Genomic DNA, 22,383 nt, shown 5'->3' with positions numbered 1-22,383 from the left:
GCTGTCGCCCGAGCCCGCCCTCCCCGCTAGGGGGAGGGTTGCCGTGGAGTTACGCGGCCGCCTTCTCTGCCGCCGGCCCCGCCTCGGCCCTGAGGCCGAGGAGGTGGCAGATGGCGTAGACGAGGTCGGCGCGGTTCATGGTGTAGAAGTGGAAGTCGCGCACGCCGCGGTCGACGAGGTCGAAGACCTGCTCGGCCGCGACCGCGGCCGCGATGAGCTTGCGCGTCTCCGGATCGTTCTCCAGCCCCTCGAAGCGGGCGCCGAGCCATTCCGGCACGCTGGCGCCGGCCCGCTCGGCGAAGCTCTTCGCCTGTTTGAAGTTCTGGACCGGCAGGATGCCGGGCACGATCGGCACGTCGATGCCGCGCGCATGCACCTTGTCGAGGTAGCGCAGATAGAGGTCGTTATCGAAGAAGAACTGGGTGATGGCCCGGTCCGCCCCGGCATCGACCTTCTTCTGGAGCGCGTCGAGATCGGCCTCGAGCGAGGGCGCTTCGGGATGCTTCTCGGGATAGGCCGAGACCGAGACCTCGAAATCGGGCGAGATCGCCTTGATGCCGGCGACGAGATCGCTGGTCTGGGCATAACCGCCGGGATGGGCCTCGTAGGCCGCACCGATGCCCGCCAACGGGTCGCCGCGCAAAGCCACGATGTGGCGCACGCCCGTGTCGCGATAGCCGCGGACGACCTCGTCCACCTCCTCGCGCGTCGCCGCGACGCAGGTGAGATGCGCGGCGGGCCGGAGGGCCGTCTCGCCGAGGATGCGCTCGAGCGTGCGGTGCGTGCGCTCGCGGGTCGAGCCGCCGGCACCGTAGGTGACGGAGACGAAGTTCGGACGCAGCGGCGCGAGGCGCTCGATCGAGGACCAGAGCGTCTTCTCCATCTCCTCGCTCTTCGGCGGGAAGAACTCGAAGGAGACGCGGATCGGCCTCGTGGCGTGCCGGCTCGGGCGGAATGACACGGCGGACATCAGGCGACCTCCCGGCGCAGGGCCGTTCCGGTGGAATGCGCGGCCCGGCGATCCCGGCCGAGCCAGAGCGAGACGGTGAGCCGGTCGGCACCGCCGCCGGCGGGCGGCGGCAGGTCGCGGCCGATCTCGGGCGCGAGGCCGGCCTCGTCGAACCAGGCCGCCATCTGATCCTGCGCGAAGCCGAGCCGGCGATGGGCCTGCGTCTCGCGCAATTGCTCGATCCCGTGGGGCGCGAAATCGACGACCAGCAATCGGCCTCCCGGCACCAGGAGGCGCGCGGCCTGTTCCACGGCGCGGGCGGGATCGTCGAGATAATGCAGCACCTGATGCATCACGACGAGGTCGAAGCCGCCGCGCGGGAAGGGCGGCGCGTGTAGGTCGCCCTGCCTCAGCTCGACGCGGTGAAGCCCCTCGCGGGCGAGGCTGGCGCGGGCGACGGCGAGCATGTCGTGGCTCGCATCGAGCCCGACCGCGCGCTCGGCCTTCGGCGCGAGCAGCCGCAGCATGCGGCCTGTCCCGGTGCCGAGATCGAGGAGATTGCGGATCGGCGCGGGGCCGACGGCGGCGAGGATCGCCGCCTCGACATCGTCCTCGGAGACGTGGAGCGAGCGCAGCTCGTCCCAGCGCGGCGCCAGCCGGGCGAAGAAGGCCTGGGCCGCCTCGGAACGGCGGCCCCGCACCGCGGCGAGCCGGTCCCGATCCTCCGCGAAGCGGGGATCGGCGCGGTCGAGCGCGTCCAGCAGGGTCTGCACCGACTCGCTCGCCGCGCCTTCCGCGAGGCGGAAGAAGGCCCAGGCCCCCTCGCGGTGGCGCGCGACGAGCCCGGCCTCGACCAGGACCTTCAGATGACGCGAGATTCGCGGCTGGGACTGGCCGAGGATGTCGGTGAGGTCGGAGACCGACAATTCGCCCTCCGCCAGAAGGACGAGGACGCGCAGCCGCGTCTCCTCGGCGGCCGCCCGGAGGGCCGACACCGCTTCCTGGAGGCCGATCGCCGGCCTCGCTCGCAGGTCAGAAAGAGACATAAAGATATGTTTATGTCTAATCGACCGCCGTTGCAAGCCCGCCGTCGCGCCACGGACGGCCCCCGGACGCCCCCCTGGCGACGCCCGTCACCCGCCGAGCATTCCGGCGCCGACATTGATGGCGAGCGCCAGGATCGAGGTGTTGAACAGGAAGGATATGATCGTGTGCAGCAGGACGACGCGGCGCATGCGGCGGGATTCGACCTGCACGTCCGAGGTCTGCGCGGCCGCGCCGAGGTTGAAGGAGAAATACATGAAGTCCCAATAATCGGGCTCTTTTTCGCCCGGAAACTTCAAGCCTTTGCGGTCACGATGTCCGGCATAGTAGTCGTGCGCATAATGCAGCCCGAACATCGCATGGGCGAACAGCCACGACAAAAGGATCGTCGCGACGACGAGCACCAGCCGGCCGAGCCCCGGCTGCTCCCCGCCCTGCCGGCTGCCATAGAGTTCCGCGCCGATGGCGACGACACTCGCGAGCGAGGCGAGGAGGAACAGCGCGAGGATCAGGGCGGCGCCCGGATCCTCCCGCTCGGCCCGCCGCTGCAGGTCCGCGCTCGTCGCACGCGCCATCATGATCGCCAGCAGCACGAGATGGAGGAGGATCCCTCCGTCCCAGGCGATCAGGAGACGCGTCGACAGAGGCTCGACCGGCACCAGGATGCCGAGCAGCGCCCCGAAGGCGCCGGCGATCAGCAGACGGGGCCGCGCCGCCAGCGCCCGGGCCGGCGCGAACAGGATCACCGGGCGGCCTCCGCCAGCCACGGCACGGCCCGACGCGCCGCGGCGAGAGCGCTCTCCTCCGTCGGATGGGACAGGCCGGAGAACCAGGCCACCGGCGTCCAGTGTCCCCGATCCTCGACGTCCCGCCGGAACTCCTCGAAACCGAAGCTGCCGTCGGGACGCCGGAACAGGTCGACGCAGCGATCGTGATGATCGTTCTCGATACTGCGGAACACGATCCAGGCCGGATCGAGCCGGCGGGCCCGGTCGGTGACGGCGCTTCGCTGAACCACCATCACCCCTCTCCGTCAGTGCATGACCGTCCTCGACGATCGGATGAGGCCCGGCGCGATCATGCTGCGGCGCTCAGCCCGGGAAGCGACCCTCGAAGGCCGTCTCGGCGAGCGGCTTCCGGTCGTTCGGCGCCTCCCGCGCCTTGAACCCTTCGGGAAGCTTGCCCGGCTCGTCCCGCCGGCCGATGGCGAAGGCGATGTCGAGGGCGTAGCCGTCCGGGATGCCCAGCGTCTCGGCGGCCTTGTCGTAATCGAGGCCGATCATGCCGTGGGCGTGCCAGCCCATCGCATGGGCCTGGATCGCGACCGCCATCCAGGCCGCTCCCGCATCGAAGGAATGCGTGCGCGACGGCACGGGTTCGTCCTTCCCCGGCACGGACATCGTCTTCGAGGAGGCGATGAAGACGAGAGCGGATGCGTCCTTGCACCAAGCTTGGTTTCCCCGAACCAGCAGATCGAGGAACGTGTCGAAGGCCGCCGTGCCCCGGCGCGCATAGACGAAGCGCCAGGGCTGGGAATTGTAGGAGGAGGGCGACCAGCGCCCCGCCTCCAGCATCGTCAGCAGCGTCTCGGCCGGGATCTCCTCCCCGGTGAAGGAGCGGGGCGACCAGCGCTCCGTGAAGATCGGCTCGATCGGATGGGCCGGCTTGCGCGTGTTGACGATGGGCTGCGCCATGAGGTCCTCGGGTCAGATGGTGAGCGTTCCCGCCTTCGCGGCGGCAAAACGCTCCGAGACCTTCGACCAGTCCACCACATTCCACCAGGCCGCAAGGTAATCGGGCCTGCGATTCTGGTAGGTCAGGTAATAGGCGTGCTCCCACACGTCGTTGCCGAACAGCACGCGCTCGCCGTCCATCAGGGGCGTGTCCTGGTTCGGCTTCGAGGTGATGGCGAGCTTGCCGGCCTTGTCGACGGTGACGAAGACCCAGCCGGAGCCGAAGCGCCCGGCGCCGGCCGTGTTGAAGGCCTTCTTCATCGCCTCGAAGCCGCCGAGATCGCGGTCGATCGCGGCCTTCAGCTCGCCGCCGGGCTCCCCGCCCTTGCCGCCCATGATCTGCCAGAACATGGCGTGGTTGGCATGGCCGCCGCCATTGTTGCGGATGGCGGTCCGCACGCTCTGCGGCACCTGGTCGAGGCTCGCCAGCAGCTCGTGCAGCGGCTTCTTGGCGAGGTCGGCATGCTCCTTCAGCGCCGCGTTGAGATTGGTCACATAGGCCTGATGGTGCCGGCCGTGATGGATCTCCATCGTCTTCGCATCGATATGCGGCTCGTTCGCATTGGCCGGATAGGGCAGCGGATCGAGCTTGTAGGGACCCGCCGGCGCGGCCTGGGCCGAGGCCTGGCGGATCGATGCGGCAAAGGTGAGCGCTGTCGCACCGGCGAGCAGCGCGCGGCGATGATAATGGGCCAAGGTCTTTCCTCCCGATGGGCGGGGGGCTAACGCCCGAAGCGCATCGCGGATCACACCCGCGAGCGCCTCACCCTGTCGCACCCTTCGGGACATCATGACCGAGTTGATTTCGGCGAGAAACGCAGCGTCGGAGCCGCGCCCGGCCCAAGGCCGACGGATACGCTCGCCGCTCGCCGCTTTGGCCGCGATCGGGCTTCTCGCCGGAGGCTTCGGCCTCGGCTGGGCGCTCCGGCCCGCGGAGGCCCCGAACGCCGCCAATTACGGCCATTCGCGCGCGCATCCGATCCAGGCGCAACTCGCCCAGGCGCGGGCGCCCTACGTGCTCCTCGCCGGCGATTCCTACATGGAGCTCTTCCTGCCCGAGCCGCTGCCCTGCGGCCGTGACGTCGTCAATGCCGGCGTCAGCGGGGCCAAGGCGAGCGAGACGCTGCGGCTCCTCGACGAGCTCCGGCTCGAACCCCGGCCCGCCGCCGTGCTGCTGTCGGTCGGCCTCAACCACCTCCTCGCGAAGGGCAAGCCCGACCGTCCCGACGCCGTCCAGGCGTTCCGCGCCGATGTCGAGACGCTGGTCGGGCGCCTCGGCGCGGGCGGCACGCGCGTGACGGTGCTCGCCGTCCCGCCGATCCCGGCCGGGGGCGGCACCGTCTTCGACGCCCCCTCCATCGCGCGCTACACGGACGTCCTGCGCGAGATCTGCACCGCCCGCGGCTGCACCGTGCTCGATCCTTTCGCCGAGGCCCGCGAGCCGGGCGCCTTCTGGCGTGCGAAGCCCGGCATCGCCACCGACAACCTCCACCTCAGCGATCTGCGGCACTATTACCGGCCGCTCTATGCGGAGCTGTGCCGGTAGGGGCCGCGACCGTCGACGGCCGCCTCACCCTCCCCTGGAGGGGGAGGGTCGGACCGAAGGTCCGGGATGGGGTGACGCGCGGCCTCCGCCTCGACGACGTGGGACGACGAGAACAGGTGGGTGTCACCCCACCCCGCCGGCCTCGCCTATTCCGCCGCCACGCGCCGCGGCGCGCCGGGCGACGGGCGCTGGGCGCGGGGCACGAGGTCGTCCGTATCGGCGAGGATGCGGGCATCGACCTGGCGCACGTCGCGCACGCCGCACATCGCCATCGAGACGTCGAGCTCCTTGCGGATGATGTCGAGGCACTGGGTCACGCCCGCCTCCCCGCCCGCCCCGAGCCCGTAGAGGAAGGCGCGGCCGATGAAGGTGCCGTGGGCGCCGAGCGCGAGCGCCTTCAGCACGTCCTGCCCCGAGCGGATGCCGCCGTCGAACAGGACCTCGATCCGGTCGCCGACCGCCTGCACGATCGCCGGCAGGGCCGAGATCGAGGACATGGCCCCGTCGAGCTGCCGGCCGCCATGGTTCGAGACGATGAGGGAATCCGCCCCGCTCCTGGCGGCGAGCTCGGCATCCTCCGGGTCGAGGATGCCCTTCAGGATCAGCTTGCCGCCCCACCTGTCCTTGATGCGGGCGACGTCGTCCCAGGAGAGGGACGGGTCGAACTGCTCCGCCGTCCAGGACGAGAGCGAGGAGAGATCGCCGACGCCCTGGGCATGGCCGACGATGTTGCGGAAGGTGCGCCGCTGCGTGCCGAGCATGCCGAAGCACCAGCGCGGCTTCGTCGCGAGGTTGATCAGGTTGCGCAGCGTCGGCTTCGGCGGCGTCGAGAGGCCGTTCTTCACGTCCTTGTGGCGCTGGCCGAGGATCTGGAGGTCGAGCGTCAGGACGAGGGCCGAGCATTCCGCCGCCCGCGCCCGCTCGATCAGCCGGTCGATGAAGTCCCGGTCGCGCATGACGTAGAGCTGGAACCAGAACGGCTGGTCGCTGTTCTCGGCGACGTCCTCGATCGAGCAGATCGACATGGTCGAGAGCGTGAAGGGCACGCCCGCCTTCGCCGCCGCCCGCGCGGCGAGGATCTCGCCATCCGCATGCTGCATGCCGGTGAGGCCGGTCGGCGCGAGGGCGACCGGCATCGCCACCGGCTGGCCGGCCATGGTCGAGGCGAGCGTCCGGTTCGTCATGTCGACCGCGACGCGCTGGCGCAGCTTGATCTTGGCGAAATCGGCCTCGTTCGAGCGGTACGTGCCCTCGGTATAGGAGCCGGAATCGGCGTAATCGTAGAACATGCGCGGCACCCGCCGCTCCGCCAGCCGCCGCAGATCCTCGATGCAGGTCATCGGCCCGGGCGCGAAGAAGCGCGACATGCGGGAGGGCGGCCGCGCGCTCGGCATGGTGGTGGACATCGACGACCCTCCGCAACCTCTGACTTTGCCGAGTCGTAGACCATTTTCGGGCAGGGTGGAGGAGGCCGCGCGGAAGAAAATACGGGGCGAAGGGAGGAGATGGCGCCCGACGCCGCCGTTGCGAGGCGAGGCCCCGACAACGTCAAGGCCTCGCGGCGCACCGTCTCGATCACGCCGCTTGCGCGGCCTCTTCGAGCAGTTCATCGGCGGGGCCGAAAAACTCATAGCGCACGCGGCTCGGCGGTACGCCCTCCCGGAGAAGGCCGTTCACGAGCGAACGAAGAAACGGCTTCGGCCCGCACAGATAATAGGTCGCGAGCTGGTGGGGCGTGTGCTCGGCGAGCCATTTCGCGGAGATGATGCCGGACGCATCGTGGGATTCACCCAGCCGGTCCCCTCCCTCCGGCTCCGCATAGAAGGTGTGCAGCCGCAGGTTTTCGTTGTTGGCGACGAGCGAGCGCGCGTGCTCGCGCATCGCATGAACCCGCCCGTTCAGGGCCCCGTGCACATACCAGGTCGGACGTTGCGGCGATTCCGCCGCGACGGTCTCCAGCATGCTGATCATCGGTGTCAGACCGACCCCGCCGCTGACGAGAACGATGGGATGGTCGGTCGCGCGGTCGAGGAAGAAGTCCCCGGCCGGAGGAGCCGCGCGGACGATCTGACCAGGCTCGGCATGGTCGTGCAGCCAGTTCGAGACGATGCCCGCGGGCTCATCGGGCTTTGCCTCCCGCTTGACGGTGATGCGATAGGCACGATCGTTCGGAGCGCAGGAGATCGAGTAGTTGCGCTTCAGTCGACCATGTTCGGGCAGGTCGAAGAGGAAGCCCAGATATTGGCCGGGCTCGTGACGGAGCACCTGCCGCCCATCCGTGGGCTTGAGCCAGAACGAACGGATCGTATCGCTCTCGGGCACGACACGGTCGACCCTGAACTCCCGCCAGCCGTTCCAGCCGCCGGGGCGGCCGGCGAGGTCACGATAGATCGTCGCCTCTCGGCCGATGAGGAGTTCGGCCAGGAACCAATAGGCCTCGCCCCAGGCGTTGCACACCTCCGGCGTCGCCGCCGCGCCCAGGACATCCTGGATCGCACCGAGAAGGGCGTCGGCGACATAGGGGTAGTGCTCGGGCAGGATGTTGAGCGCGACGTGCTTCTGCGCGATCCGCTCGACGGCGCCGCTCAGCGCGCCGAGATTGTCGATGTTGCGGGCATAGGCGAGCACCGCCTGGGCGAGAGCCTTCGGCTGGGACCCGGTCTCGCCATGATGCGACTGGTTGAAGAGGTCGCGGATCTCGGAGTTCCGGAACAGCCGCTCGTACATGCGCAGGGTGACGGTCAGCCCATGCTCGGCCAATGCGGGAACGGTGGCCTTGACGATGGCGATCGTGGACGGACTGAGGGGGGTGGGCATCGAAAGTCCTAAAGGTACATTTGATATGAACCTTATGGCCCCTCCTTGGAAAAGGTGCAAGCCAGATGTACCTTATGCCGCATGAGGCTGACGCGTTACACGGACTACGCGCTGCGGGCGCTGATGTATGTCGCCCTGCGCGAACCCCAGCAGAGCTCGATCGCGGAGATCGCCAGGGCCTACGGCATCTCGGAGAGCCATCTCACCAAGGTGGTCCACCAGTTGGGGCGGCTCGGGCTCGTCAAAACCATCCGCGGCCGAGGCGGCGGCCTGAGGCTGGCCAGGCCTTCGGCCGAGATCAATATCGGTGCGGTCGTCCGTGCGACGGAGGACGACTTGGCTCTGGTGGAATGCTTTGCCGGCGGGGCCTGCGCCATCACCGCACCCTGCCGACTGAGGCGCGTTCTCGGAGAGGCATTGTCGGCCTTCCTCACCGTTCTCGATCGATACACCCTGGCCGATCTCATCGACGGGCCGGAAGGGACCGACATCGCGCTGCTGCTGTTGGGATTGCCGGACATGCCGGGACCAGGCGCATCCGCCAGCCCATGAGCGCGGCGGACCGGCACCGAGGTGAAGGAGGCGGGAACTCGCATTGAGGCGGCCGCCCCCTCCCCCGCAAACCCCCCGTCAACCATCCCCTGGCACACTCCCTCCGTCTGTTGCGTTCGGAGTGTTCCATGCGTCCCCTCACCCGCCGCGCCGTGGTGCTGGCCGGGCTCGGCACGTCGGCCGGGCTTCTCGGCGGCTGCGCCCTTCTGCCCGAGGACCTCTTCGCCGGCTGGTCGCGCGAGGCGGCGGGGCCGCTCCAGACCCCGGATTACGCCAAGATCTACGCCGCCATCCCCGGCGAGAAGCACCGCGTCCCCGCCTTCGACTTCACCAACACCGACCCCGCCTTCCTGCGGGCCGAGGTCGCCTATGCCGGGACGGAGCCGGCCGGCACCCTCGTCGTCGATCCGAAGAACCACCACCTCTACCGCGTCGAGGGCCGGGGCCGCGCCCGCCGCTACGGCATCGCCGTCGGGCCGGAGGCGAAGGGATTCTCCGGACAGGGCGTCGTCGCGACGCGGCGGGAATGGCCGGACTGGTCGCCCGCCCCCGTCCTCGCCTCGCGCGGCTTCGCCGCCTGGGCCCAGCTCGGCTCGCCCGCCGCCGCGAGCGAGAGGCCGGCCGGCGAGACGGCGGCGCGCGCCATCCCCGGCGGGCCGCGCAGCCCCCTCGGCGCCCGCTCCCTGAGCCTCGCCTCGGGGGGCCGGGAGACGGGCTTCATGATCCACGGCACGCCGAACCCCATCGCCATCGGCGGGCCGGCCAAGGCCGGCTGCATCGCGCTGATCGACCAGGACATCATCGACCTCTACGCCCGCACCCCCGAGGGCACGACGGTCGTCGTCCTGATGTGAGGCCGCAGGTAGAGACTGCCGGCGGGAGTCTGCCGGTTCAGGCCCGCCGCTTGATCTTGGGAGCCTCGCGGGCCAGCACCTCGCGGGCGCGCGCCTGCCAGCCTTCGCCGGAGGCGCGCCACGCCTGAAGGACATCCGGCTCGACCCGGATCGTCAGGGCGACCTTCGCGGGCGCCTTGCCCGGCCCGCGCTCGCCGGGCTTGCGCTTCGCCAGCCCGTCGAAGACCTGCCGCGGGAGAACCTCGCTCAGCGGCCGCGCCGAGGCCAGTTCCTCGTCGGTGAGTTCGGGCGCGTCCTCGTCGATCAGGTAGGGGTTCGGCTTGCGGCCCATTGAGCGCGCTCCTTCTTGCTGGCTCGACGCAACGACACGACGCGGATGCCGTCACCCTCCAGGGTGAAGACGACCATGTAGACGGCCCGCCCGATCCGCCCGATGCTGAAGAACCGGGTGGGCAGAAACGGGTCCTGCTTGCGGCCCAGCCCGCCGATGGCACCGGCCCAGTCCATGTCCGCGACACGATCGAACGGAAGACCGCGCTCGCGGATGTTCCGTTCGTTCTTGGCCGGATCATAGCTGATCGTCACAGCTTTTTGTATGACGATAAAAGGCGTCGGGCAATAACGGATTCGGTCATCCGGACGCGGCCCGCAAAACCGCGATCAGAGTCAACGGATCGTAAAGGCGGTCGGGCGAGAATGATCGGCACTTGTTGGAGCCGGTCATGTCGGTCACGCGTCGCGTCTTCGGAATCATGGGTCTGGCGGGGGTCTCGGCGGGACTCTCGGCCTGCAACGGCGGGGGGCTGCCGGTCTTCGGCAGCGTCGCGCCCGAGGCCTCGGCCGCGCCGCCTCCGGCCCCCCGGCCGCATACCCCGCGCTCGGCCCGCTACGACGCGATCTACGGCGAGTTCCCCGGGGAGCCCTTCCCGATCGCCGCCTTCGACTACACCCAGATGGATCCGCGGCATCTGCGCCGCAGCGTCGCCTACAGCTCCCACGAGCCGGCGGGCACGATCGTGATCGAGCCCGCCGACTACGCGCTCTATTACGTCGAGGGCGGCGGACGGGCGACGCGCTACGGCGTCGGCGTCGGCAAGGAGGGCTTCGGCTGGAACGGCGAGGCGAAGGTCGCCGTGCGCCGCTCCTGGCCGGACTGGATCCCCCCGCGCGAGATGATCGAGCGCGACCCGACCGTGGCGCCCCGCCTGACGCAGACCGCGCGCGGCATGGGCGTGCCGGGCGGCCTGGACAGCCCCCTCGGCGCGCGCGCCATGATCCTCGCCGCGAACGGGCAGGATTCCGGCTACCGCATCCACGGCACGACCGAACCCGACACGATCGGCACCAACGTGTCGTCGGGCTGCATCCGCCTCGTCAACCAGGACGTGATCCATCTCTACGGGCGGACGGTGCAGTCGAACCGCGTTCTGGTCGCGGCCTGAGCGGCCGGCCCTCGGCCGCGGCCCGCCGCGGCCCGAAATCGCGGCCTCCCGCCGCCTCGGCGCGAACCTCTGCGCGCGCTGCGGGTTGATTCATCAGACGGATCCGAAAGGAGAAGCGAGATGGATCAGCAGCAGAGCTGGAGCCTCGAAGCCGTCGCGCAGCTGCGCGAGATGGCGAAGGAGCGCATCCCGGTCGAGACCATGAGCCTCAAGCTGAAGCGCCCCGTCGATCAGGTGCGCACGAAGCTCGGCGAGATCGGCATCACGCCGACGAGGGACAGCGACGACGACGGGGCCTGAGGGCCCCGCTTCCCGCTCGCACCGGCGACAGCCGGTGCCCATGACGGCGAAAGCCGATCACCACGACGCGGCGCTCCCTGGATCCCGGCCTTCGCCGGGATGAGCGGGGGATCGCCGCCGCGTCTTCACAAGTCCTGGATTGACATCGCCCGCCCCTTCCGCTCACCTTGGAGCCGTTCCGAGGGGGGCCGCACGAGCGGCTGAGATACGGCTGACCGGCCGTGACCCTTGAACCTGATCCGGGTCATGCCGGCGTAGGGACGCGAACGGGCCGAATTCTCATCTCTCCACGGCCGTATTCCATCCTCCGCACATGACTCCCCCTGCGCCCGAAGCGGCTTGCCGTTTCGCAAGCGCGAATGCGTGTCGGCGAAGCGGAGGCTTCGCCGACCTATAAAATGGGCGGAGCAAACGCGATGACGATCCACGACACCAAGATGGGCAAGGGCCCCGTCACCCCGCAGAGCGTAACGACCGGCCCGATCCAGGGCTCGCGCAAGGTCTACGCCTCGCCCGCCGGGCACCCGGACATCCGCGTGCCCTTCCGCGAGATCGTGCTCTCCGATCCGAACGAGGCGCCGGTGCGGGTCTACGACCCCTCCGGCCCCTATACCGAGACCGATGGCGGCATCGACCTGAACAACGGCGCCCCGCTCGTGCGCAAGGGCTGGATCGCGGGCCGCGGCTTCGAGACCGTCGCCGGCCGCGCGGTGAAGCCCGAGGACAACGGCAACATCGCCGCCGACAAGCTCGTCGCCGCCTGCCCGGCCGAGCGCGTCATCCGGCGCGGCCGGCCGGGCCAGCCCGTGACGCAGTTCGAATTCGCCCGCGCGGGGATCATCACGCAGGAGATGCGCTACGTCGCCCACCGCGAGAACCTCGCGCGCGAGGAGGCGCTCGCCCAGGCGGCGGAGAAGCTCGCCGACGGCGAGAGCTTCGGGGCCTCCGTGCCCGAATTCATCACCCCCGAATTCGTCCGTGACGAGATCGCGCGCGGCCGCGCCATCATCCCGGCCAACATCAACCATCCCGAGGTCGAGCCGATGGCGATCGGCCGGAACTTCCTCGTCAAGATCAACGCCAATATCGGCAATTCGGCCGTGGTCTCGACGGCCGCCGACGAGGTGGAGAAGCTCGTCTGGGCCATCCGCTGGGGCGCGGACACGGTCATGGACCTCTCGACCGGCCGCAACATCCACAACATCCGCTCCTGGATCATGCGCAACGCGCCCGTCCCGATCGGCACCGTGCCGATCTACCAGGCGCTGGAGAAGGTCGACGGCGATCCGCTCAAGCTCGACTGGGAGGTCTTCAAGGACACGCTGATCGAGCAGGCCGAGCAGGGCGTCGACTATTTCACCATCCATGCGGGCGTCCGCCTCGCCCACGTGCCGCTCACCGCGAAGCGCGTCACCGGCATCGTCAGCCGCGGCGGCTCGATCATGGCGCGCTGGTGCCTCGCCGGGCACCGGGAGAGCTTCCTCTACGAACGCTTCGACGAGATCTGCGACATCATGCGGGCCTACGACGTCTCGTTCTCGCTCGGCGACGGCCTGCGGCCGGGCTCGATCGCGGACGCGAACGACGACGCCCAGTTCGCCGAGCTCGAGACGCTCGGCGAACTCACCAAGATCGCCTGGGACAAGGGCTGCCAGGTGATGATCGAGGGCCCCGGCCACGTGCCGATGCACAAGATCCGGGTCAACATGACGAAGCAGCTCCGCGAATGCGGCGAAGCCCCGTTCTACACGCTCGGCCCGCTGACGACCGACATCGCGCCCGGCTACGACCACATCACGTCGGCCATCGGCGCGGCGCAGATCGGCTGGTTCGGCACGGCGATGCTCTGCTACGTGACGCCGAAGGAGCATCTCGGCCTGCCGAACCGCGACGACGTCAAGACCGGCGTCATCACCTACAAGCTCGCCGCCCACGCCGCCGACCTCGCCAAGGGCCACCCGGCCGCGCAGCTGCGCGACGACGCCATCTCCCGCGCCCGCTTCGACTTCCGCTGGGAGGACCAGTTCAACCTCTCCCTCGATCCGGACACGGCGCGGTCGTATCACGACGAGACCCTGCCCAAGGACGCCCACAAGGTCGCCCATTTCTGCTCGATGTGCGGCCCGAAATTCTGCTCGATGAAGATCACCCAGGACCTCCGCCGCGAGGTGCTGGAAATGGGCGACAACGCCGCGGCGGATTTGGCCGCGAAGGCGGCCGGGTTGACGGAAGCCGAGCGGAAGGCTGGGATGGCGGCGAAGAGCGCGGAGTTCGAGGCGGGGGGTGGGAAGTTGTATGTGTGAGGCGGGCACCTGAGCGACAGCGTCACTCATCCGCGTCATGGCCGGGCTCTCGCCCATGGATGCGACTTTCAATCTGAACGGCGGCTTTAAACCCACGATGAAGCGGTTCGCCGACCTCGACGGACCCGACTACTTTCCGACGCCGGAGGCGGCGACCTTTGCCCTTATTGATAATGAGAAGTTTTCTGGGGACATTTGGGAAAGCTCGTTGGCCCGACTTCACCAGCTTGCGCTGGCGCAAGGGCCAATCGTGCACTAGCCACATAACTCATAGTCACTCACTCTGCGACTCAGAGTAATCTGTTTGCCTTTGCGCCAATCAGGCCGAACATTGCGCCTGCCCCGATCGAGAACAGATGCACTACCGCATTGAATACCCGATCTATGTAAGGTGCGGCAGGCGAAGGACTCACCAACGCCAGCCACAGCGCTGTTATTCCGCAAAGCACAGTGAGAATGAGTACAGAAAAGAATATGGCAAGGAATCGATCAGGCATGTCAACCCCCTCCGTCCGTTGATCTCTTAGAAGAATCACAGATCCGCCACACACCGTCACTGTTCTCTATTTTTCCTTCTTTTTGGAGCCGAGAAAGTTGGGGGGACAAGCTTGTTCTTGATATCTGGACACCCCATCTACTTTTTATAATTCTTAAAATATCTAGATGGTGAGCCCCCTCAGGCAATCGCGACAAAACATCAATCACCATCGACTTAATGGTTAGGCGATCGCTTGGATAAGCATTATTCTTGCTCGGAGCGCTCTTAATCAACGATACTGCTTGTTCGATTTCAGAAAGCTCCGATTTTAGCTTTGAAATTTCGCGCAAAACTGCTCTGCGCCGCGCAAGGAGGACTGATTCGACCTTTGTGACCATGTAGCGACCCTCAAGTTCGGTAACCATATCGGAGTCGGACTCTGGAGTCGAGTCTAGACTCTATAACGGTTAACGGACTCCATAAATTGGGCTGGCATCGGTGTTGCTACGCGCAAGACCCCTTTTCGGGGCGCGCAAAGGCCGATAATACGAATGTATTCCTATCTGACCGAGCCAAGTTTGGAGTTTTTGCACCTGCCGTCCCGTCCACGAGGGGCGCGCTCATGAGGCGTCGTGATTGTGGGACGATCTTCGGATGGCCGGAACGGGCAACAGCCCGAGCCGGCCGGATCGGCGCCTGCGGGCGGGGTTCGCGGCCCCGCGCTCGGGAGGCCGGGTCGAATGCCGCCCTCCGGATACTACGGTCCGGGCGCCGCTAGTGCGGCTAGATCGGGCGGAGATGCCCTGCGGTCCCTGGTCGAATCCTCTCCGCAAGGGGAGTGGAGGCCAAACCGCAGGATCGTCTCCGATCCCGTGACGAGTGGCCGGCCCGGACTGAAATCGCCGAACCCGAGACGCCGGACGGCTCTCCAAACAACAATCTGATCGAGTCCCCGGCGTTTCGGGTCCCCTCGGCTCTTTGAATCACGGATCGGATCACCCACCGGACGGCGCGGGCGATGGCGCTTGCCTGCCTGTGTCGCAGGACGCGCCAACTGCGTCCGCCCTCTCCCGCAAGGGGAGAGGAAGGCGCGCTTCCCCTACCGGTGGAACTGGAGGTTCCGGTTCAGGGCGAGGGCGGCGAGGGTGCAGATGGCTCCGGAGAGGAGGTAGACGCCGACCCAGGCGAGGCCGAGCTCGCTCGAGACCGTGAGCGCGACGAGCGGGGCGAAGCCGGCGCCGATGAGCCAGGCGAGGTCCGCCGTCAGGGCCGAGCCGGTGTAGCGATAGGCCGTGCCGAAATGCGAGGCGAGGGCGCCGGCGGCCTGGCCGTAGGAGAGGCCGAGAAGGCCGAAGCCGAGGATGACGTAGATCGTCTGCCCGGCGAGGCTGTCGCCGAAGAGGAGCGGCGCGGCGATGCTGCAGAGGCTGAACAGCCCGATGAGCACCGCGGCGATCGCGAGGAGGTTGCGCCGGCCGATCTGGTCCGCGATCAGGCCCGAGGTCATGATGGCGCCCGCGCAGACCACGGCGCCGGCGGCCTGCACCATGAGGAATTCGGGCACCGAGCGCTGTGTGAACAGGCTGATCCACGAGATCGGGAAGATCGTCACGAGGTGGAAGAGGGCATAGCTCGCGAGCGGCACGAAGGCGCCGATCAGGATTGTCCCGCCCGTCGCGCGCACCACCTCGGCGACCGGCTTCGGCTGCAGCTCGCGCGAGGCGAACAGCTCGGCGAATTCCTGCGTCGCCACGATCCGCAGCCGGGCGAAGAGCGCGACGACGTTGATCGTCATCGCGACGAAGAAGGGATAGCGCCAGCCCCAGCTCAGGAAGTCGGCGTCGGACAGGGAGGCCTTGAAGAAGGCGAAGAGGCAGCTCGCCAGGATGAAGCCGAAGGGGGCGCCGAGCTGCGGCAGCATCGCGTACCAGCCGCGCCGGTCCTCGGGCACGTAGAGGGCGAGCAGCGAGGACAGCCCGTCCCAGGCCCCGCCGAGCGCGAGCCCCTGGCCGATCCGGCACAGGGCGATCACGACGATCGCCCAGTAGCCGATCACCTCGTAGCCCGGCTGGAAGGCGACGGCCGCGGTCGAGAAGCCGAGCAGGAACAGGGCGATGGTCAGCTTCGCCATGCGCCCGTGCTTGCGGTCGATGGCCATGAAGATGACCGACCCGAGCGGGCGCACCACGAAGGCGAGCGCGAACAGGAGGAAGGAGTAGAGCGTCCCCGTCAGCCGGTCGGTGAAGGGGAAGACGAGCTGCGGGAAGACCAGCACGCAGCCGATGCCGAAGACGAAGAAGTCGAAGAATTCCGACGTGCGCCCGATGATGACGCCGAGTGCGATCTCGCCGGGGCCGACGCGCTCGTGTTCGGACGAGACCCGCCGCGCATCCCGCTCGAGCTCGGCGGTGGTGGGGACGGCCACATCGGCGCTGGACATCCGCATTCCTCGATTCGCTGCCCGGTCCGCGCCCCAGCGGCTGGCGGCCCAGCTCGGTCACGGGATAGGATGTCTGTCGTGGCCGCGTCAAACGTTCGGGGCTAGGACAAAGCGTCCGATGCCCAGCGGGGCCGAGAGGGCATAGAGGTGCGATTCGATGACGAACCGGTCGGGGTTCCCTTGAGACGGCTTCTTCCCCTCGCGCTCCTGCTCCTCGCCCTGCCGCTGCTCGGCGGGTGCAATCTCGTGCTGCTCGCGCCCTCCGGCGACATCGCGATGCAGCAGCGCAACCTCCTCATCGCCTCGACCGCCCTGATGATGATCATCATCGTGCCGGTGATGGCGCTGACGGTGTATTTCGCCTGGCGCTACCGGGCCGCGAACCGCGAGGCCGAGGCCGAGTACGATCCGGAATGGAGCCATTCGCTGCCGCTCGAGGTGGTGATCTGGACGGCGCCGCTGCTCATCATCATCGCGCTCGGCGCGATGACCTGGCTCTCGACCCACCTCCTCGACCCGTTCCGCCCGCTCGACCGGATCGACGCGCAGACGCGCATCCCCGAAGGCACCCGCCCGCTCGAGGTGCAGGTCGTCGCGCTCGATTGGAAGTGGCTGTTCCTCTACCCCGAGCAGGGCATCGCGGTGGTGAACGAGCTGGCCGCCCCGGTCGACCGGCCGATCTCCTTCAAGCTGACCTCCTCGACGGTGATGAACTCCTTCTACATCCCCGCCCTCGCCGGCCAGATCTACGCCATGGCGGGGATGGAGACGCAGCTCCATGCGGTCATCAACAAGCCCGGCTCCTTCAAGGGCTTCTCGGCCAATTACAGCGGCGCCGGCTTCTCGCAGATGCATTTCAACTTCCACGGCCTCGACCGCGACGGGTTCGAGGCCTGGGTGGCGAAGGCGAAGGGCGGCCAGCGCCTCGACCGCGCCGCCTTCGCGGAGCTCGAAAAGCCGAGCGAGGCCGTGCCGGTCCGCTATTTCGGCTCGGTCGAGGGGGGCCTCTACCAGGCCATCCTGAACCTGTGCGCGGCCGAGGGCCGCATGTGCATGCACGAGATGATGATGATCGACGCGAAAGGCGGCGCGGGCCTCGACAGCCATGCCAACCGCGACCGCCTGCGCTACGATCGCGTCCGCGACGAGGCGGGGCACGGCGCGCCGACGGTGCCGGCCTCCGGCCAGCCCGCCCGGTCGGACGCGCCGCCGACCGGCACGAACGATCAGGATTCCGGCCGCGGAGGCCCTGCGCCGCCCCAGGTGCAGGACCGATAGGCGCGCCCATGCCCGGCACGCCGCCGCCACCCTCTCCCGTCACGGGCCGCCCGCCGGCCCGGTGCTGAACCCGGCGAAAGTCCCATGTTCTCAGGCCACAGCCTCCAGCAGATCCTCTTCGGGCGCCTGACGCTCGAGGCGATCCCGTATCACGACCCGATCCTCGTCGTGACGTTCATCGGCGTCGCGATCGGCGGCCTCGTCGTGCTCGGCGCCATCACCTGGCTCGGAGCCTGGGGCTATCTGTGGCGCGAGTGGTTCACCAGCATCGACCACAAGAAGATCGGGATCATGTACATGATCCTCGGCATCGTCATGCTGCTGCGCGGCTTCGCCGACGCGCTCCTGATGCGGGCCCAGCAATCGGTGGCCTTCGGGGCGAACGAGGGCTTCCTGCCCCCGCACCACTACGACCAGATCTTCACCGCCCACGGCGTGATCATGATCTTCTTCGTGGCGATGCCGCTCGTCACGGGCTTCATGAACTACGTCGTGCCGCTCCAGATCGGCGCGCGCGACGTCTCCTTCCCGTTCCTGAACAATTTCAGCTTCTGGATGACGGCGAGCGGCGCCATCCTCGTGATGATGTCGCTCTTCGTCGGCGAGTTCGCACGCACGGGCTGGCTCGCCTATCCACCGCTGTCGGGGCCGGCCTATTCGCCCGGGGTGGGGGTCGACTACTACCTCTGGGCGCTCCAGATCGCCGGCGTCGGCACGACGCTGTCGGGGATCAATCTCGTCGCGACCATCGTGAAGATGCGCGCCCCGGGCATGACCATGATGAAGATCCCGGTCTTCACCTGGACCGCGCTCTGCACCAACGTCCTGATCGTCGCGACCTTCCCCGTCCTCGCCGCGACGCTCGCGCTGCTGACGCTCGACCGCTACGTCGGCACGAACTTCTTCTCGAACGATCTCGGCGGCAACGCCATGATGTACGTCAACCTCATCTGGATCTGGGGCCATCCGGAGGTCTACATCCTGATCCTGCCGGCCTTCGGCATCTTCTCCGAGGTGGTCTCGACCTTCAGCGGCAAGCGCCTCTTCGGCTACACCTCGATGGTCTACGCGACCGTCTGCATCACCATCCTGTCGTACCTCGTCTGGCTGCACCACTTCTTCACGATGGGGTCCGGCGCGAGCGTGAACTCCTTCTTCGGCATCACGACGATGATCATCTCGATCCCGACGGGAGCGAAGATCTTCAACTGGCTCTTCACGATGTATCGCGGCCGCATCCGCTTCGAGCTGCCGATGATGTGGACGATCGCCTTCATGCTGACCTTCGTCATCGGCGGCATGACGGGCGTGCTGCTGGCGGTGCCCCCGGCCGACTTCATCCTGCACAACAGCCTGTTCCTCGTCGCCCACTTCCACAACGTGATCATCGGCGGCGTCGTGTTCGGGATGTTCGCCGGCATCGCCTACTGGTTCCCGAAGGCCTTCGGCTTCAAGCTCGACCCGTTCTGGGGCAAGTGCTCCTTCTGGTTCTGGGTCATCGGCTTCTACTTCGCCTTCATGCCGCTCTACGTGCTCGGCCTGATGGGCGTGACGCGGCGGCTCAACCGCTTCGAGGACCCGTCGCTGCAGATCTGGTTCCTGCTCGCCGCCTTCGGCGCGATCCTGATCGCGCTCGGCATCGCCTGCTTCCTGATCCAGATCGTCGTCAGCATCCGCGACCGCGAGCGGCTGCGCGACACGACCGGCGATCCGTGGGGCGGCCGGACCCTCGAATGGTCCACCTCCTCGCCCCCGCCGAACTACAACTTCGCCTTCACGCCCGTCATCCACGACCACGACGCCTGGTACGACATGAAGCGGCGCGGCTACGAGCGGCCGCTGACGGGCTTCCGGCCGATCCACATGCCGCACAACACCTGGGCGGGGATCGTGCTGGCCGGCCTCGCGATGGTCTGCGGCTTCGCCCTGATCTGGTACATCTGGTGGCTCGCGGCCCTCTCCTTCGCGGCCATCATCGCGACCACGATCGCTCACACCTTCAACTACGATCGGGACTATCACATCCCGGCCGAGGAGGTCGTCCGGGCGGAGGAGGAGCGGACGCGCCTCCTCGGACGCGCGTAACGGGGCGGGCCTGACCATGAGCGAACACGTCAAGGCGGCGGCCACGGCTGCCGAGCCCGTCGACTTCTACGTCCGGGACGAGCACGAGCATCAGGAAAGCTCGACCACGCTCGGCTTCTGGATCTACCTGATGAGCGACTGCCTGATCTTCGCAGTCCTCTTCGCGACCTACGGCGTGCTCGGCCGCTCCTATGCGGCCGGCCCGTCGGGCGCCGACCTCTTCGACCTCACGCTCGTCGCGGTGAACACCGCGATGCTGCTCCTGTCCTCGATCACCTTCGGCTTCGCCATGCTGGCGATGGACAGGAACGATACCCGGACGACCCAGATCTGGCTCGCCGTCACGGGCCTGTTCGGCCTCGCCTTCCTCGGGATCGAACTCTACGAATTCTCCCATCTCATCCACCAGGGCGCGACGCCCCAGCGCAGCGCCTTCCTCTCGGCGTTCTTCGCGCTGGTCGGGACGCACGGGCTTCACGTCGCCTTCGGCATCCTCTGGCTCGTCACGCTGATGGCGCAGGTGCACCAGCGCGGCCTGATCGCCGCGAACCGGCGCCGCCTGATGTGCCTTTCGATGTTCTGGCACTTCCTCGACGTCGTCTGGATCGGCGTCTTCACCTTCGTCTATCTGATGGGAGTGCTGCCATGAGCACGACGCACGGCGCGGCGACGCCCACGGACGAGGGACATTCCGCCCATCAGGGCGACCATCACGAGGGCGCCGGCCACGGCTCCTTCAAGAGCTACATGACCGGCTTCGTCCTGTCGGTCATCCTGACGGCGATCCCGTTCTGGCTCGTGATGAGCAACGTGCTCGGCAAATCGAGCCTGACCGCCCTCGCGATCATGGCGCTCGCCGCGATCCAGATCGTGGTCCACATGATCTACTTCCTGCACATGAACACGAAGTCCGAAGGCGGCTGGATCATGCTCGCCTTCATGTTCACGATCGTCGTCGTCGTGATCACCCTCTCGGGTTCGCTCTGGGTGATGTACCACCTCAACACGAACATGATGCCGTCCCACCTGCCGGACATGCGCGTCCGGCCCTGATCCGCGCCCGAGCCACACCATGGCGCCGGGCCTGACGAAGAGATGGGCCGCCGTCGCCCTGGTGGCCCTGGCCTCGCTTCTCTTCCTCGGTCTGGGGATCTGGCAGATCGAGAGGCGGGCCTGGAAGCTCGATCTGATCGCGCGCGTCGAGGCACGCCTCGGCGCAGAACCCGCCGCCGCTCCCGGGCCAGATGTCTGGCCGACGATCGAGCGCCAGCGCGACGAATACCGCCGCATCCTCCTGCGCGGCACGTTCGATCATGGCCGCGAGGCGCTCGTCCAGGCCGTGACCGAGCTCGGGCCGGGCTTCTGGGTGATGACGCCGCTGCGGAGCGATCGAGGCTTCACCGTTCTCGTCAATCGCGGCTTCGTGCCCACCGACCGGCGCGCGGCGGCGGACCGGCGCACGGGCCAGATCGAAGGATCCACCGCGGTGGCGGGACTGCTCCGGCTGAGCGAGCCGGGCGGCGGCTTCCTGCGATCCAACGATCCCGATGCCGACCGCTGGTATTCCCGCGACGTCGCGGCGATCGCGGCCGCTGGAGGCCTCGATCGCATCGCACCCTATTTCGTCGATGCGGATGCGACGCCGAACCCCGGCGGCTTCCCCGTCGGGGGGCTGACGGTCGTCGCGTTCCGCAACACGCATCTCGTCTATGCGCTGACCTGGTTCGCCCTCGCCGCCATGGCCGCCTCCTTCGCAGGCTGGCTGATCCTGCGCCCTCGGGGGTGAGAAACGCACGCGGCCCATCCGCGCCCGGTTCGCCCTACACTTCGCTGTTGCTGAAGCGCCTCAACTGATCCGAGTCCAGGATCGTGACGGACCGATAATCCGCCTTGACCCAGCCGGCCTCCGAGAACCGACGGAGCGCCGCGTTCACCTGCTTGCGCGAGGCATTGGCCATGAGGCCGATCTCGCTCTGTGTCAGCGGGATCGCGCGGGCAAGGGGGCCGGCGGCGCGAACCAGCACCGAGGCGATGCGACAGGCCGCGACCGGCTTCTGCAGGTCGTGGATGACGTGCATCAGCGTCTCGGCGCTCAGCATCAGGATGCTCGCAAAGTTCCGGACGACGGACGGGTCGGCGAGCGCCATCTGCTCCATCTGGTCGAGCGGCAGATGCATCATCCAGGTGTCGACGAGGGCGCGCAATTCGATCCGCCGCGGCTCGCGCACGATGAAGCCCCCCTCGCCGGTCCAGGAGCCGATGGCACCCACATGGATCAACTGCGGGGCGTGCTCGCGCGGCGACGTGTTCACGCTCAAGGTTCCCGCCACCAGGCCGAAGATGCCGCCGGGATCGTCCCCAAAGCGATAGATCGCCTCGCCGCCCGCGAAGAAGACGAGGATCGACCTGCGCAGAACCTCGCTCTGGACGCTCGCTGGCTGATGCGAAAGCCAGCCGGTTTCGGTGAGGACGGCTTCCGCCCGGGCGCGCGTGATCACGTTTGGCTCATCTCGGCTACGACAGCGGCCTTTTTTGGCCGATTGTCCCCTTCTGGACAATTCA

At 68.0% G+C, this 22,383-nt stretch carries 25 protein-coding genes and 1 riboswitch; of the genes, 12 read left to right on the top strand and 13 right to left on the bottom strand.

All coding sequences use genetic code 11. The features are described 5' to 3' along the window. Positions 1-49: 49 nt before the first annotated feature. The 6 genes from metF to EV668_RS12410 all read right to left on the bottom strand — a co-directional run bounded on the left by metF (position 50) and on the right by EV668_RS12410 (position 4,422). Positions 50-970 (bottom strand): methylenetetrahydrofolate reductase [NAD(P)H], encoded by a 921-nt coding sequence (gene metF / locus EV668_RS12435; RefSeq protein WP_133770468.1) that lies wholly within the window; start codon positions 968-970, stop codon positions 50-52. Continuing rightward, positions 970-1,995: an ArsR/SmtB family transcription factor gene (locus EV668_RS12430; RefSeq protein ID WP_133770466.1), complete on the bottom strand. Its 1,026-nt coding sequence runs from the start codon at positions 1,993-1,995 to the stop codon at positions 970-972. The genes metF and EV668_RS12430 overlap by 1 nt, the downstream gene beginning before the upstream one ends. Positions 1,996-2,082: 87 nt before the next feature. Next, positions 2,083-2,739, bottom strand: a complete 657-nt coding sequence (locus tag EV668_RS12425; RefSeq protein WP_208111529.1) for a DUF1345 domain-containing protein — start codon at positions 2,737-2,739, stop codon at positions 2,083-2,085. Next, complete coding sequence (locus EV668_RS12420) at positions 2,736-3,014, bottom strand: hypothetical protein (RefSeq protein WP_133770463.1); 279 nt, start codon at positions 3,012-3,014, stop codon at positions 2,736-2,738. The genes EV668_RS12425 and EV668_RS12420 overlap by 4 nt, the downstream gene beginning before the upstream one ends. A gap of 70 nt (positions 3,015-3,084) precedes the next feature. Continuing rightward, a complete protein-coding gene (locus tag EV668_RS12415; protein WP_133770461.1) occupies positions 3,085-3,687 on the bottom strand; it encodes a nitroreductase family protein in 603 nt (200 codons plus the stop codon). A 12-nt stretch (positions 3,688-3,699) separates the two neighbouring features. Beyond that, a complete protein-coding gene (locus EV668_RS12410) occupies positions 3,700-4,422 on the bottom strand; it encodes a superoxide dismutase (protein ID WP_280960106.1) in 723 nt (240 codons plus the stop codon). A gap of 94 nt (positions 4,423-4,516) precedes the next feature. On the opposite strand from EV668_RS12410, the gene EV668_RS12405 reads away from it, so the two are divergent. Then, the gene (locus EV668_RS12405; protein ID WP_133770459.1) at positions 4,517-5,272 is read left to right on the top strand and encodes an SGNH/GDSL hydrolase family protein; all 756 of its coding nucleotides are present in this window, start codon (positions 4,517-4,519) and stop codon (positions 5,270-5,272) included. Between the two features lie 146 nt (positions 5,273-5,418). Here the strand turns inward: EV668_RS12405 and EV668_RS12400 are convergent, their stop codons facing one another. Then, on the bottom strand, positions 5,419-6,639 hold the full coding sequence (locus tag EV668_RS12400) for an alpha-hydroxy acid oxidase (RefSeq protein WP_133771970.1): 1,221 nt from the start codon (positions 6,637-6,639) through the stop codon (positions 5,419-5,421). A 208-nt stretch (positions 6,640-6,847) separates the two neighbouring features. Continuing rightward, positions 6,848-8,089: an NO-inducible flavohemoprotein gene (hmpA, locus tag EV668_RS12395; RefSeq protein WP_133770457.1), complete on the bottom strand. Its 1,242-nt coding sequence runs from the start codon at positions 8,087-8,089 to the stop codon at positions 6,848-6,850. An 81-nt stretch (positions 8,090-8,170) separates the two neighbouring features. Here hmpA and EV668_RS12390 point away from each other — a divergent pair, with 81 nt between their 5' ends. Both EV668_RS12390 and EV668_RS12385 read left to right on the top strand, forming a co-directional pair. After that, positions 8,171-8,641: an RrF2 family transcriptional regulator gene (locus EV668_RS12390; protein WP_133770455.1), complete on the top strand. Its 471-nt coding sequence runs from the start codon at positions 8,171-8,173 to the stop codon at positions 8,639-8,641. Between the two features lie 128 nt (positions 8,642-8,769). Next, positions 8,770-9,495, top strand: a complete 726-nt coding sequence (locus EV668_RS12385) for a L,D-transpeptidase (protein WP_133770452.1) — start codon at positions 8,770-8,772, stop codon at positions 9,493-9,495. A 37-nt stretch (positions 9,496-9,532) separates the two neighbouring features. Here the strand turns inward: EV668_RS12385 and EV668_RS12380 are convergent, their stop codons facing one another. Together EV668_RS12380 and EV668_RS12375 are read right to left on the bottom strand one after the other, a co-directional pair. After that, positions 9,533-9,826 carry a BrnA antitoxin family protein gene (locus EV668_RS12380; RefSeq protein ID WP_133770451.1) on the bottom strand — a complete coding sequence of 98 codons (294 nt, stop codon included), beginning with the start codon at positions 9,824-9,826 and terminating at the stop codon, positions 9,533-9,535. Next, a complete protein-coding gene (locus EV668_RS12375; protein ID WP_133770449.1) occupies positions 9,799-10,080 on the bottom strand; it encodes a BrnT family toxin in 282 nt (93 codons plus the stop codon). Before EV668_RS12375 ends, EV668_RS12380 begins: the two co-directional genes overlap by 28 nt. Before the next feature lie 137 nt (positions 10,081-10,217). On the opposite strand from EV668_RS12375, the gene EV668_RS12370 reads away from it, so the two are divergent. From EV668_RS12370 to EV668_RS12355, 4 genes are all read left to right on the top strand, one after another. After that, entirely contained in the window at positions 10,218-10,937 is a 720-nt protein-coding gene (locus EV668_RS12370; protein ID WP_245513139.1) for a L,D-transpeptidase, read from the top strand. Between the two features lie 120 nt (positions 10,938-11,057). Beyond that, positions 11,058-11,237 (top strand): hypothetical protein, encoded by a 180-nt coding sequence (locus tag EV668_RS12365; protein ID WP_133770447.1) that lies wholly within the window; start codon positions 11,058-11,060, stop codon positions 11,235-11,237. A gap of 171 nt (positions 11,238-11,408) precedes the next feature. Then, a riboswitch (TPP riboswitch) is annotated at positions 11,409-11,515 on the top strand. A gap of 138 nt (positions 11,516-11,653) precedes the next feature. Next, the gene (gene thiC / locus EV668_RS12360; RefSeq protein WP_133770445.1) at positions 11,654-13,540 is read left to right on the top strand and encodes a phosphomethylpyrimidine synthase ThiC; all 1,887 of its coding nucleotides are present in this window, start codon (positions 11,654-11,656) and stop codon (positions 13,538-13,540) included. Positions 13,541-13,595: 55 nt separating this feature from the next. Continuing rightward, positions 13,596-13,799: a hypothetical protein gene (locus EV668_RS12355; protein ID WP_133770443.1), complete on the top strand. Its 204-nt coding sequence runs from the start codon at positions 13,596-13,598 to the stop codon at positions 13,797-13,799. A gap of 31 nt (positions 13,800-13,830) precedes the next feature. Here the strand turns inward: EV668_RS12355 and EV668_RS12350 are convergent, their stop codons facing one another. Next, positions 13,831-14,037 carry a hypothetical protein gene (locus EV668_RS12350; protein WP_133770441.1) on the bottom strand — a complete coding sequence of 69 codons (207 nt, stop codon included), beginning with the start codon at positions 14,035-14,037 and terminating at the stop codon, positions 13,831-13,833. A 1,080-nt stretch (positions 14,038-15,117) separates the two neighbouring features. After that, positions 15,118-16,464 (bottom strand): MFS transporter, encoded by a 1,347-nt coding sequence (locus EV668_RS12345; protein ID WP_425359620.1) that lies wholly within the window; start codon positions 16,462-16,464, stop codon positions 15,118-15,120. Positions 16,465-16,638: 174 nt separating this feature from the next. On the opposite strand from EV668_RS12345, the gene cyoA reads away from it, so the two are divergent. The 5 genes from cyoA to EV668_RS12320 all read left to right on the top strand — a co-directional run bounded on the left by cyoA (position 16,639) and on the right by EV668_RS12320 (position 21,607). Next, entirely contained in the window at positions 16,639-17,736 is a 1,098-nt protein-coding gene (gene cyoA, locus EV668_RS12340; RefSeq protein WP_166652443.1) for a ubiquinol oxidase subunit II, read from the top strand. 84 nt (positions 17,737-17,820) lie between these two features. Continuing rightward, the gene (gene cyoB, locus EV668_RS12335) at positions 17,821-19,821 is read left to right on the top strand and encodes a cytochrome o ubiquinol oxidase subunit I (protein ID WP_133770435.1); all 2,001 of its coding nucleotides are present in this window, start codon (positions 17,821-17,823) and stop codon (positions 19,819-19,821) included. Positions 19,822-19,837: 16 nt separating this feature from the next. Next, positions 19,838-20,470: a cytochrome o ubiquinol oxidase subunit III gene (gene cyoC, locus EV668_RS12330; RefSeq protein WP_133770433.1), complete on the top strand. Its 633-nt coding sequence runs from the start codon at positions 19,838-19,840 to the stop codon at positions 20,468-20,470. Beyond that, positions 20,467-20,874, top strand: coding sequence for a cytochrome o ubiquinol oxidase subunit IV (cyoD, locus tag EV668_RS12325; protein WP_133770431.1), 408 nt, complete (start codon positions 20,467-20,469; stop codon positions 20,872-20,874). Before cyoC ends, cyoD begins: the two co-directional genes overlap by 4 nt. 19 nt (positions 20,875-20,893) lie before the next feature. Further along, positions 20,894-21,607: an SURF1 family protein gene (locus EV668_RS12320; protein ID WP_133770429.1), complete on the top strand. Its 714-nt coding sequence runs from the start codon at positions 20,894-20,896 to the stop codon at positions 21,605-21,607. A gap of 34 nt (positions 21,608-21,641) precedes the next feature. Here the strand turns inward: EV668_RS12320 and EV668_RS12315 are convergent, their stop codons facing one another. After that, positions 21,642-22,319 (bottom strand): Crp/Fnr family transcriptional regulator, encoded by a 678-nt coding sequence (locus tag EV668_RS12315; protein ID WP_245513137.1) that lies wholly within the window; start codon positions 22,317-22,319, stop codon positions 21,642-21,644. Positions 22,320-22,383: the final 64 nt, after the last annotated feature.

It is taken from the genome of Enterovirga rhinocerotis, assembly GCF_004363955.1.
GTDB classification, from domain to species: domain Bacteria; phylum Pseudomonadota; class Alphaproteobacteria; order Rhizobiales; family Beijerinckiaceae; genus Enterovirga; species Enterovirga rhinocerotis.
The sequence above is the reverse complement of the archived record's forward strand: the minus strand, read 5'-3'. Positions and strand labels throughout refer to the sequence as shown.

Excerpts from the sequence above, each read along its gene's own strand:
- metF (WP_133770468.1), bottom strand. The coding sequence starts at position 970 with ATGTCCGCCGTGTCATTCCGCCCGAGCCGGCACGCCACGAGGCCGATC.
- EV668_RS12430 (WP_133770466.1), bottom strand. The coding sequence starts at position 1,995 with ATGTCTCTTTCTGACCTGCGAGCGAGGCCGGCGATCGGCCTCCAGGAA.
- EV668_RS12420 (WP_133770463.1), bottom strand. The coding sequence starts at position 3,014 with ATGGTGGTTCAGCGAAGCGCCGTCACCGACCGGGCCCGCCGGCTCGAT.
- EV668_RS12415 (WP_133770461.1), bottom strand. The coding sequence starts at position 3,687 with ATGGCGCAGCCCATCGTCAACACGCGCAAGCCGGCCCATCCGATCGAG.
- EV668_RS12405 (WP_133770459.1), top strand. The coding sequence starts at position 4,517 with ATGACCGAGTTGATTTCGGCGAGAAACGCAGCGTCGGAGCCGCGCCCG.
- EV668_RS12400 (WP_133771970.1), bottom strand. The coding sequence starts at position 6,639 with ATGTCGCGCTTCTTCGCGCCCGGGCCGATGACCTGCATCGAGGATCTG.
- hmpA (WP_133770457.1), bottom strand. The coding sequence starts at position 8,089 with ATGCCCACCCCCCTCAGTCCGTCCACGATCGCCATCGTCAAGGCCACC.
- EV668_RS12390 (WP_133770455.1), top strand. The coding sequence starts at position 8,171 with ATGAGGCTGACGCGTTACACGGACTACGCGCTGCGGGCGCTGATGTAT.
- EV668_RS12385 (WP_133770452.1), top strand. The coding sequence starts at position 8,770 with ATGCGTCCCCTCACCCGCCGCGCCGTGGTGCTGGCCGGGCTCGGCACG.
- EV668_RS12380 (WP_133770451.1), bottom strand. The coding sequence starts at position 9,826 with ATGGGCCGCAAGCCGAACCCCTACCTGATCGACGAGGACGCGCCCGAA.
- EV668_RS12370 (WP_245513139.1), top strand. The coding sequence starts at position 10,218 with ATGTCGGTCACGCGTCGCGTCTTCGGAATCATGGGTCTGGCGGGGGTC.
- EV668_RS12365 (WP_133770447.1), top strand. The coding sequence starts at position 11,058 with ATGGATCAGCAGCAGAGCTGGAGCCTCGAAGCCGTCGCGCAGCTGCGC.
- thiC (WP_133770445.1), top strand. The coding sequence starts at position 11,654 with ATGACGATCCACGACACCAAGATGGGCAAGGGCCCCGTCACCCCGCAG.
- EV668_RS12355 (WP_133770443.1), top strand. The coding sequence starts at position 13,596 with ATGGATGCGACTTTCAATCTGAACGGCGGCTTTAAACCCACGATGAAG.
- EV668_RS12350 (WP_133770441.1), bottom strand. The coding sequence starts at position 14,037 with ATGCCTGATCGATTCCTTGCCATATTCTTTTCTGTACTCATTCTCACT.
- EV668_RS12345 (WP_425359620.1), bottom strand. The coding sequence starts at position 16,464 with ATGCGGATGTCCAGCGCCGATGTGGCCGTCCCCACCACCGCCGAGCTC.
- cyoB (WP_133770435.1), top strand. The coding sequence starts at position 17,821 with ATGTTCTCAGGCCACAGCCTCCAGCAGATCCTCTTCGGGCGCCTGACG.
- cyoC (WP_133770433.1), top strand. The coding sequence starts at position 19,838 with ATGAGCGAACACGTCAAGGCGGCGGCCACGGCTGCCGAGCCCGTCGAC.
- cyoD (WP_133770431.1), top strand. The coding sequence starts at position 20,467 with ATGAGCACGACGCACGGCGCGGCGACGCCCACGGACGAGGGACATTCC.
- EV668_RS12320 (WP_133770429.1), top strand. The coding sequence starts at position 20,894 with ATGGCGCCGGGCCTGACGAAGAGATGGGCCGCCGTCGCCCTGGTGGCC.